The sequence below is a fragment of the Sphingopyxis sp. genome (assembly GCF_050725615.1).
Lineage (GTDB): Bacteria > Pseudomonadota > Alphaproteobacteria > Sphingomonadales > Sphingomonadaceae > Sphingopyxis.
This window is the reverse complement of sequence record NZ_JBOHHU010000055.1, coordinates 20,626-28,352: the sequence shown is the minus strand read 5'-3', so window position 1 is coordinate 28,352 and position 7,727 is coordinate 20,626. Positions and strand designations below refer to the sequence as shown.

The window sequence follows — 7,727 nt, the reverse complement described above, 5'->3', positions numbered from 1 at the left end:
ACGCCGAGCGAGCCCAAAGTCGCCAGCCAGCCGGGGTTATCGACATGGGCGGCGACGATCACGTCCGCCCCGACATTGGGGACGCGGAGCGTCGTCCCGGGCGTGATCGTCGGCGCGGCAGTCTGGTCCTCGGCGGCTGTGGTCGCGGCGAAATGCGCCTCGGGATTCAGCGCGACGAGCACCTCGGCCGTGGTGTGAAAGCGTTCGGCGAGCTTTTCGAGCATCGTTTCATAACCCATGGCGCTCAGCTTCGCCTGATCGACCGGCTTTTCGGGCAGCGGCGCGAAGGTCAGCGCGGCATAGTCGGCGGGGATGGTCACCGTCCGCGTCGCCGGAATCGCCTGCCAGGGTTCGAGCGCGGCCTTGGTCGCATTATCCCACTCGCCGGTCACCGCCAGCCCGTTCGCTTCCTGAAAGCCCCTGAGCGCGTTGGCCGTGGATAGACCCATCGCGCCATCGACGACACCCGGCGAAAAGCCGAGGCGGTCGAGCACGACCTGCAATTGCATTTCGGGCCGCGCCGCATCGTCGGCCGCCGCGCTGCCGTCGCGCGACGTCATGCCGTCGTCGGTCCATTCGGCCTTCGTCGGCGCGGTTTGGCTGGTCTTTTCGCGATCGGGCTTGCCGACGCCATCGCCGCACGCGGCAAGCGGGAGCAGCGCGGCGGCGCAAAGCAGTGGGGCGAATTTCATCGGCAATTCCTACGGTTGGACATCATCGCCCAACGCACGGCACGCCGACCGGTTCACCCCGCCAGCAGCTTTTCAAACCGTTTGACCGCCGCAGCGGGCCCCTCCGGATAGGCCCAGACGCCGCCCGACACCGCGAGGAAGTCGGCGCCGGCGGCGGCCAGCTCGCCGCCATTATCGACGGTAATCCCGCCGATCGCGACGCAGGGCAGTTCGAACATGCCCTGCCACCAGGTCAGGATTTCGGGGTCGGCCTGATGCTCGACGGCCTTGGTGGTGGTCGGGTAAAAGGCGCCGAAAGCGACATAGTCGGCGCCGGCATCGCCCGCTTCCATCGCGAGGTGGCGGCTGCCATGGCAGGTCACGCCGATCTGCGCTTCCGCGCCGAGGATACGGCGCGCCTCGCGCGGGTCGCCATCGTCCTGCCCCAGATGCACGCCGTCGGCGCCGAGCCGCTTGGCCAGCGCGACATCGTCGTTGACGATGAAGGCGGTGTCGTGCGCGGCGCAGATCGCCTGCAGCGGTTCGGCGAGCCGCGCCGCGTCATGCTGCTCGAGGCCCTTGACCCGAAACTGGAACGCCGCGACCGGCGCGGCGGCCAACGCCTCCTCCAGCCGGGCGGGAAAATCGCCGCCGACGTCGAGCGGCGAGATGAGATAGAGCTGGCACGGGATGCGGTTATCTTGGGTCATGGCGGGTTCATAGCGACGCGCTTAGACGCGGGCAAATGATGAAAACAGCCCGCCTCGCCCTTCCGATCGCCCCCCTCTCCCTCGCGGTCGCGCTGGTCCTTTCGGCTTGCGCGACGACCGGTTCGGCCGCCCCGCTCCAGGACGGCAGCAACGTCGCGCTCGGCCAGCGCGCCTATGTCGACGGTCCGATCGTCCAGCCGGTCGAGATATTGGAGGACAGCCGCTGCCCGATGAACGCGCGCTGCATCTGGGCGGGCCGGGTGCGCGTCAAGATGCTGTGGCTGCGCCCGACCGGCGAGAAGCAGGCGTTCGAGGTCACGCTGGGCGAATCGACCCCGCTCGCCGACGGCGCGATCCGGCTGGAGTCGGTGCGGCCCGAGAAGAGGACCGACGTGACGCTGAAGCCCGAGGATTACCGGTTCAGCTTGCGGTTCGACGGCGGGCTCTAACGCACCCGCGCCAGCACGAACCCGTCCCATTTCTTCGCGCCCACCGTCTGCACGGCGGTCGCGTCGAGCCGCGGGTCGGCGCTCAGCATGTCGAACAGCGCGCGCGTCCCGACGATGCGGTCGTCGTCGCTGTCCGCCTCCAGCACCCCGCCCTCGCGCACCACATTGTCGACGATGATCGTCGTGCCGCTGCGCCCCAGCCGGATCGCTTCGGCGACATAGTGCGCGTTGCTCTGCTTGTCGGCGTCGATGAAGACGAAGTCGAACGGTTCGCCCGTCGCCATCGCGGCAAGACTGTCGGCGGCGGAGCCGATCCGGATATCGACCTTGTCCGACACCCCGGCGCGCTCCAGATTCTCGCGCGCGACCCGGGCATGATGCGCCTCGAGTTCGAGCGTCACCAGCCGCCCGTCGTCAGGCAGCGCGCGCGCCAGCCAGATCGTCGAATAACCGCCGAGCGTGCCGATTTCGAGGATGCGCCGCGCGCCCGCGATCCGCGCCAGAAGGTGCAGCATCTTGCCCTGCGCCGCCGATACGTCGATCGGCGGCAGGCCTTGTTTCTCGTTGTTCGCAAGGGCGGCGGCAAGCGCGTCGTCAGCGCCGAGCAATTTGTCAGCGATATAATCGTCGACGGCTTGCCACCTCTCTCCCATCACATCAGGCCACGGAGGCCGCGTGAATTTCGGTGATTGCGCCGCCCAACGACGCGTTGAACTCTTCGTCGCTCATCTGGTGACGCAAATCTTCCAGCAGCGCGCGGCTGAAGCTCGCGATGATGCCGGGGTTCTTCGCCAGTTCGACGCAAGCTTCGGGACGCGCGAAGCCGCCCGACAGGGCAACGACGCGGAGCACCTTGGGATGGTCGACCAGCGGCTGGAACAGCCCGGCTTCGGTCGGCAGCGACAGTTTGAGCATCACCGGTTCGCCGTCCCAGGCGTCGAGCGCGGCGAGCGTCGCGGCGAGCAGCAGCCGGTCGGCGGCGTCGCGCTCGGCGCTCTTGATGTTCACTTCGGGTTCGATGATCGGGACGAGGCCATGTGCCGCGATGCGCGCCGCTTCGGCGAACTGCTGTTCGACGATCGCCTTCACGCCCGCCTCATTGGCGAGGTTGACGACGCTGCGCATCTTGGTGCCGAACACGCCCTTGGTGACCGCGCGGACGCACAGATCGTCGAGACCCGGGTTGGCCTTCATCAACTGGACGCCGTCGGCTTCGTCTTCGAGCCCCTTGTCGACCTTCAGGAACGGCACCACGCCGCGTTCCCACAGCAGCGCCGGAACCGGCTTGCCGCCCGCGTCGCCGTCCATCGTGCGCTCGAACAGGATCGCGCCGATCACCTTCTCGCCGTTGAAGCAGGGCGCTGTGACGATGCGGCTGCGCATGTCGTGGATCAGCCCGAACATTTCCTCGTCGTTCGCGAAGGCATCGGCCTCAATGCCATAACCTTTGAGCGCCTTGGGCGTCGAACCGCCGCTCTGGTCGAGCGCGGCGATGAAGCCCTGCCCCGATTTGATCTGGTCCAGCATGGCGGCATTGGCGGCGGTCATAACATCTCCGTGGCTTTGCATACGTATGTGGCGGCGCGCATAGCCACCCCGGGGACGGGATGCAAATGCGCGCGAAAAATCAGGCTTTGAGCGCGTCGACCCCGGGCAGCGGCTTGCCTTCCATCCATTCGAGGAAAGCGCCGCCGGCGGTCGAGACGAAGGTGAAGTCGGCGGCCGCCCCGGCATGGTTGAGCGCCGCGACGGTGTCGCCGCCACCCGCGACCGAAATCAGCGTGCCCCCGCGGGTCAGCGCCGCGGCGGTCTTCGCCAGCGCGACGGTCGCGGTGTCGAACGGCGGCGTCTCGAACGCGCCAAGCGGGCCGTTCCACACGAGGGTACGGCAGTTCTTGAGCACGTCGGCGAGCGCTTCGGTCGCGGCGGGGCCGATGTCGAGGATCATCTCGTCGGCGGCGACTTCGTGAACATTGACCGTGCGCGTCGGCACATTGGCGGCGAACTGCTTCGCCACCACGACATCATAAGGAAGATGGATCGTGCAGCCAGCCTTGTCGGCGGCGTCGAAGATCGCATTGGCGGTATCGACGAGGTCATGTTCGCACAGCGACTTGCCGACATCGACCCCGCGCGCGGCGAGGAAAGTGTTCGCCATGCCGCCGCCGATGATCAGATGATCGACCTGGCCGACGAGGTTCCGCAGCACGTCGATCTTCGACGACACTTTCGCGCCGCCGACCACCGCAGCGACCGGATGCGCCGGATTGCCGAGCGCCGCGTCGAGCGCGTTGAGTTCGGCCTCCATCGCACGGCCGGCATAGGAGGGCAGCCGGTGGGCGATGCCCTCGGTCGAGCCATGCGCACGGTGCGCCGCCGAAAAGGCGTCGTTGACATAGAGGTCGCCGATCTCGGCGAGCGCATCGGCAAAGGCCGGGTCATTGGCTTCTTCGCCGGGATTGAAGCGGGTATTCTCCATCACCGCGACGTCGCCCGCAGCGAGCACCGCGACGCCAGCCTTGGCGCCCTCGCCGACGCATTCGGGGATGAACATCACCGAATGACCGAGCACGTCCTCGAGCCCGCCCATGACGAGGCTCAAGGACTGCGTCGGGTTCTTCGCGCCCTTGGGACGCCCAAAATGCGCGAGCAGCAGCACGATCGCGCCTTTGCCCGACAGTTCGCGGATCGTCGGCATCGCCGCCTCGATCCGCGTCCGGTCGCCGACCGCGCCGTCGATCATCGGGACATTGAGGTCGACGCGCACGAGCACTTTTTTGCCGGTGACGTCGCCGATGTCGTCGAGGGTCTTGAACGCAGCCATCGCTTTTTCCCTTCGGCTCAGAGGAACTTGGCGATCACGCCCGCGGTGTCGATCATGCGGTTCGAGAAGCCCCATTCATTGTCGTACCAGCTGAGTACGCGCACCAGCTTGCCGTCGATGACGGCGGTTTCGAGGCTGTCGATGGTCGAGCTGGCCGCATTATGGTTGAAGTCGATCGAAACCAGCGGCTCCTCGGTATAGCCGAGCACGCCCTTCAGCGGGCCTTCGGCCGCGGCCTTGAGCACGGCGTTGACCTCTTCCTTGGTGGTGTCGCGCGACGGCGTGAAGGTCAGGTCGACGACCGACACATTGGGGGTCGGAACGCGGATCGACGAACCGTCGAGCTTGCCCTTGAGTTCGGGCAGGACGAGGCCGACGGCGACCGCGGCGCCGGTCGAGGTCGGGATCATCGACATCGCGGCGGCGCGCGCACGGCGCGGGTCGTCGTGGATCTGGTCGAGGATCTTCTGGTCGTTGGTGTAAGCGTGGATCGTGGTCATCAGGCCGCGCTCGATGCCGAACGCCTCGTGCAGCACCTTGGCGAAGGGCGCGAGGCAGTTGGTCGTGCAGGACGCGTTCGAAATGATGAGGTGATCGGCGGTGATCTTGTCATCGTTAACGCCATAAACGACGGTGAGGTCGACTTCCTTGGCGGGGGCCGAGATCAGCACGCGCTTGGCGCCGGCGTCGAGATGCTTCTGGCCGCCGGCCTTGTTGGTGAAGAAGCCGGTGCATTCCATCACGATGTCGATGCCGTTCGCGGCATGCGGCAGCGCGGCGGGATCGCGTTCGGCGGTCACCTGGATGCGCTTGCCGTTGACGATCAGGTCGCTGCCGTCGATTTCGACGGTGCCATTGAAGGCGCCGTGGACCGAGTCATGGCGGAGCAGACGGGCATTCGCCTTGGCATCGCCGAGGTCGTTGATCGACACCAGTTCGAGATCATGGTCGGTCCGCTCCAGAATCGCGCGCGCCACATTGCGGCCGATGCGTCCGAAACCGTTGATTGCAACCTTCACTGCCATGTCGAAAAGTCCTTTCTGCGTGGGGTAAGCCGGTCCTTAATTGCCGAGCTTTGCCAAGATCTGGGGGGTGATAGCATCGACGGTAAGGCCGAAATGCGCGTAGAGATCGTCGATCGGTGCCGAGGCGCCAAAGCTGTCGATGCCGAAACGCAGGCCGTCGCGGCCGGTGTAGCGTTCCCAACCGAAGGTCGTGCCCGCCTCGATCGAGACGATCAGCGCGTCGCGCGGCAGGATCGCATCCTGATAGGCGCCGTCCTGCTCGTCGAACAATTCGGTCGAGACCATCGAGACGACGTCGGCGCCATGGCCGGCGGCTTCGAGCTTGTCGGCAATGTCCATCGCCAGCGACACTTCCGAGCCGGTCGCGACGAGCACGACCTTGCGCGCGGCCGAGGCATCGCGAAGACGGTAACCGCCTTTAGCACAAAGATTTTCGGTGACGTCATGGCGGAGCGGCGGCAGGTTCTGGCGGGTCAGCGCGAGCAACGACGGACGATCCGTCTGCGCCAGCGCCAGCGCCCAGCATTCGGCGGTCTCGACCGCGTCGGCGGGGCGCATCACGAGCAGGTTGGGCATCGCGCGCAGCGACTGGAGATGCTCGATCGGCTGGTGCGTCGGGCCGTCCTCGCCCAGCCCGATGCTGTCGTGCGTCATCACATAGACGACGCGCTGCTGCTGCAGCGCCGACAGGCGGATCGCGGCGCGGCAATAATCGGCGAAGACGAGGAAGGTGCCGCCATAGGGGACGACGCCGCCGTGCAGCGCCATGCCGTTCATCGCGGCGGCCATGCCGAATTCGCGAATGCCATAATAGATATAGCGCCCCGAATAATCGTCTTTGGTCAACGGCTTGGTCGACGAAGTTTTGGTGTTGTTCGAACCGGTCAGGTCGGCGCTGCCGCCGATCATCGCGGCGATATCGGCGGTCAGCGCGCCCAGCGTGTTCTCCGACGCCTTGCGCGTCGCGACCTTCGGCGGCTCGGCGACGAGGCCGTTCAGATAGGCGGTGAACGCCGCGCCGGGCACCACGCCACCCGTGATGCGATCCGAAAATTCATCTTTCTTTTCGCTATTTGCAAGACGAAGCTTCCACAGGGAATGATGCTTCTTGCCGATGTCGGCAAAACCGGCCCAAGCGTCGGCGACGTCAGCGGGAATGTCGAACGGCGCCGCGGTCCAGCCGAGCGTCTCGCGCGCGGCGGCGATCTCGTCGGCGCCGAGCGGGGCGCCATGGGTCGCCGACGTGCCCTGCTTGTTCGGGGCGCCGAAGCCGATGATCGTCCGGCACGCGATCAGCGACGGACGCGGATCGGCGAGCGCGGCGTCGATCGCGCGGCGGATATCGGCGGGATCATGGCCGTCACAGCTTTCGACGTGCCAGCCGGTCGCGGCATAGCGCGCGGCGATATCCTCGCTGGTCGACAGGTCGGTCGCGCCATCAATGGTGATCTTGTTGTCGTCCCACAGCACGGTCATGCGGCCGAGGCCGAGGTGGCCGGCGAGGCCGATCGCTTCGTGATTGATGCCTTCCATCAGGCAGCCATCACCCGCGATCACCCAGGTGCGGTGATCGACCAGGTCGTCGCCGTACAGGCTGTTGAGGTGGCGTTCGGCGATCGCCATGCCGACTGCGGTGGCGAGTCCCTGCCCGAGCGGCCCGGTCGTCGTCTCGACGCCTTCGAGCTCGAAATTCTCGGGGTGGCCCGCGCACGGGCTGCTCAGCTGGCGGAAATTGCGGATGTCGTCGATCGTCGGCCGCGCATAGCCGGCGAGGTGCAGCGTCGCATAGGCGAGCATCGAGCCATGGCCCGCCGACAGGACGAACCGGTCGCGGTCGGGCCAGTGCGGGTCGGTCGGATCGAAACGCAGATAGTCCGAATACAGCACCGTCGCCACGTCGGCCATGCCCATCGGCATCCCCGGATGGCCGCTGTTCGCGGCTTGTACGGCGTCCATCGCAAGCGCGCGGATCGCGTTGGCGAGTTGACGTTCGGGCAGTGTCATAAGTCCCCCGGAAAAGGATGAGCGGGTGGCGGGATTCGGTGGGG

Annotated in this window: 8 protein-coding genes; 1 reads left to right on the top strand and 7 read right to left on the bottom strand. The window is 66.6% G+C overall.

Annotation, left to right across the window (positions count from 1 at the left end):
• A partial coding sequence (locus ACREB7_RS13560; RefSeq protein WP_431592801.1) for a peptidoglycan-binding domain-containing protein occupies positions 1-692 on the bottom strand: 692 nt, incomplete at its 3' end.
• Positions 693-745: 53 nt separating this feature from the next.
• Positions 746-1,381: a thiamine phosphate synthase gene (gene thiE / locus ACREB7_RS13555; protein ID WP_431592800.1), complete on the bottom strand. Its 636-nt coding sequence runs from the start codon at positions 1,379-1,381 to the stop codon at positions 746-748.
• Between the two features lie 35 nt (positions 1,382-1,416).
• Between thiE and ACREB7_RS13550 the strand changes: the two genes are divergently transcribed.
• Positions 1,417-1,830 carry a hypothetical protein gene (locus ACREB7_RS13550; protein WP_431592799.1) on the top strand — a complete coding sequence of 138 codons (414 nt, stop codon included), beginning with the start codon at positions 1,417-1,419 and terminating at the stop codon, positions 1,828-1,830.
• Here ACREB7_RS13550 and ACREB7_RS13545 read toward each other — a convergent pair.
• From ACREB7_RS13545 to tkt, 5 genes are all read right to left on the bottom strand, one after another.
• Complete coding sequence (locus ACREB7_RS13545; protein ID WP_431592798.1) at positions 1,827-2,483, bottom strand: O-methyltransferase; 657 nt, start codon at positions 2,481-2,483, stop codon at positions 1,827-1,829. The two genes, ACREB7_RS13550 and ACREB7_RS13545, sit on opposite strands and share 4 nt — an antisense overlap.
• A gap of 4 nt (positions 2,484-2,487) precedes the next feature.
• Positions 2,488-3,357, bottom strand: a complete 870-nt coding sequence (locus ACREB7_RS13540; RefSeq protein WP_431592804.1) for a fructose bisphosphate aldolase — start codon at positions 3,355-3,357, stop codon at positions 2,488-2,490.
• A gap of 100 nt (positions 3,358-3,457) precedes the next feature.
• On the bottom strand, positions 3,458-4,654 hold the full coding sequence (locus ACREB7_RS13535; RefSeq protein ID WP_431592797.1) for a phosphoglycerate kinase: 1,197 nt from the start codon (positions 4,652-4,654) through the stop codon (positions 3,458-3,460).
• Between the two features lie 17 nt (positions 4,655-4,671).
• Complete coding sequence (gene gap / locus ACREB7_RS13530; protein ID WP_431592796.1) at positions 4,672-5,679, bottom strand: type I glyceraldehyde-3-phosphate dehydrogenase; 1,008 nt, start codon at positions 5,677-5,679, stop codon at positions 4,672-4,674.
• Between the two features lie 36 nt (positions 5,680-5,715).
• On the bottom strand, positions 5,716-7,683 hold the full coding sequence (gene tkt, locus ACREB7_RS13525; protein WP_431592795.1) for a transketolase: 1,968 nt from the start codon (positions 7,681-7,683) through the stop codon (positions 5,716-5,718).
• Positions 7,684-7,727 lie beyond the last annotated feature (44 nt).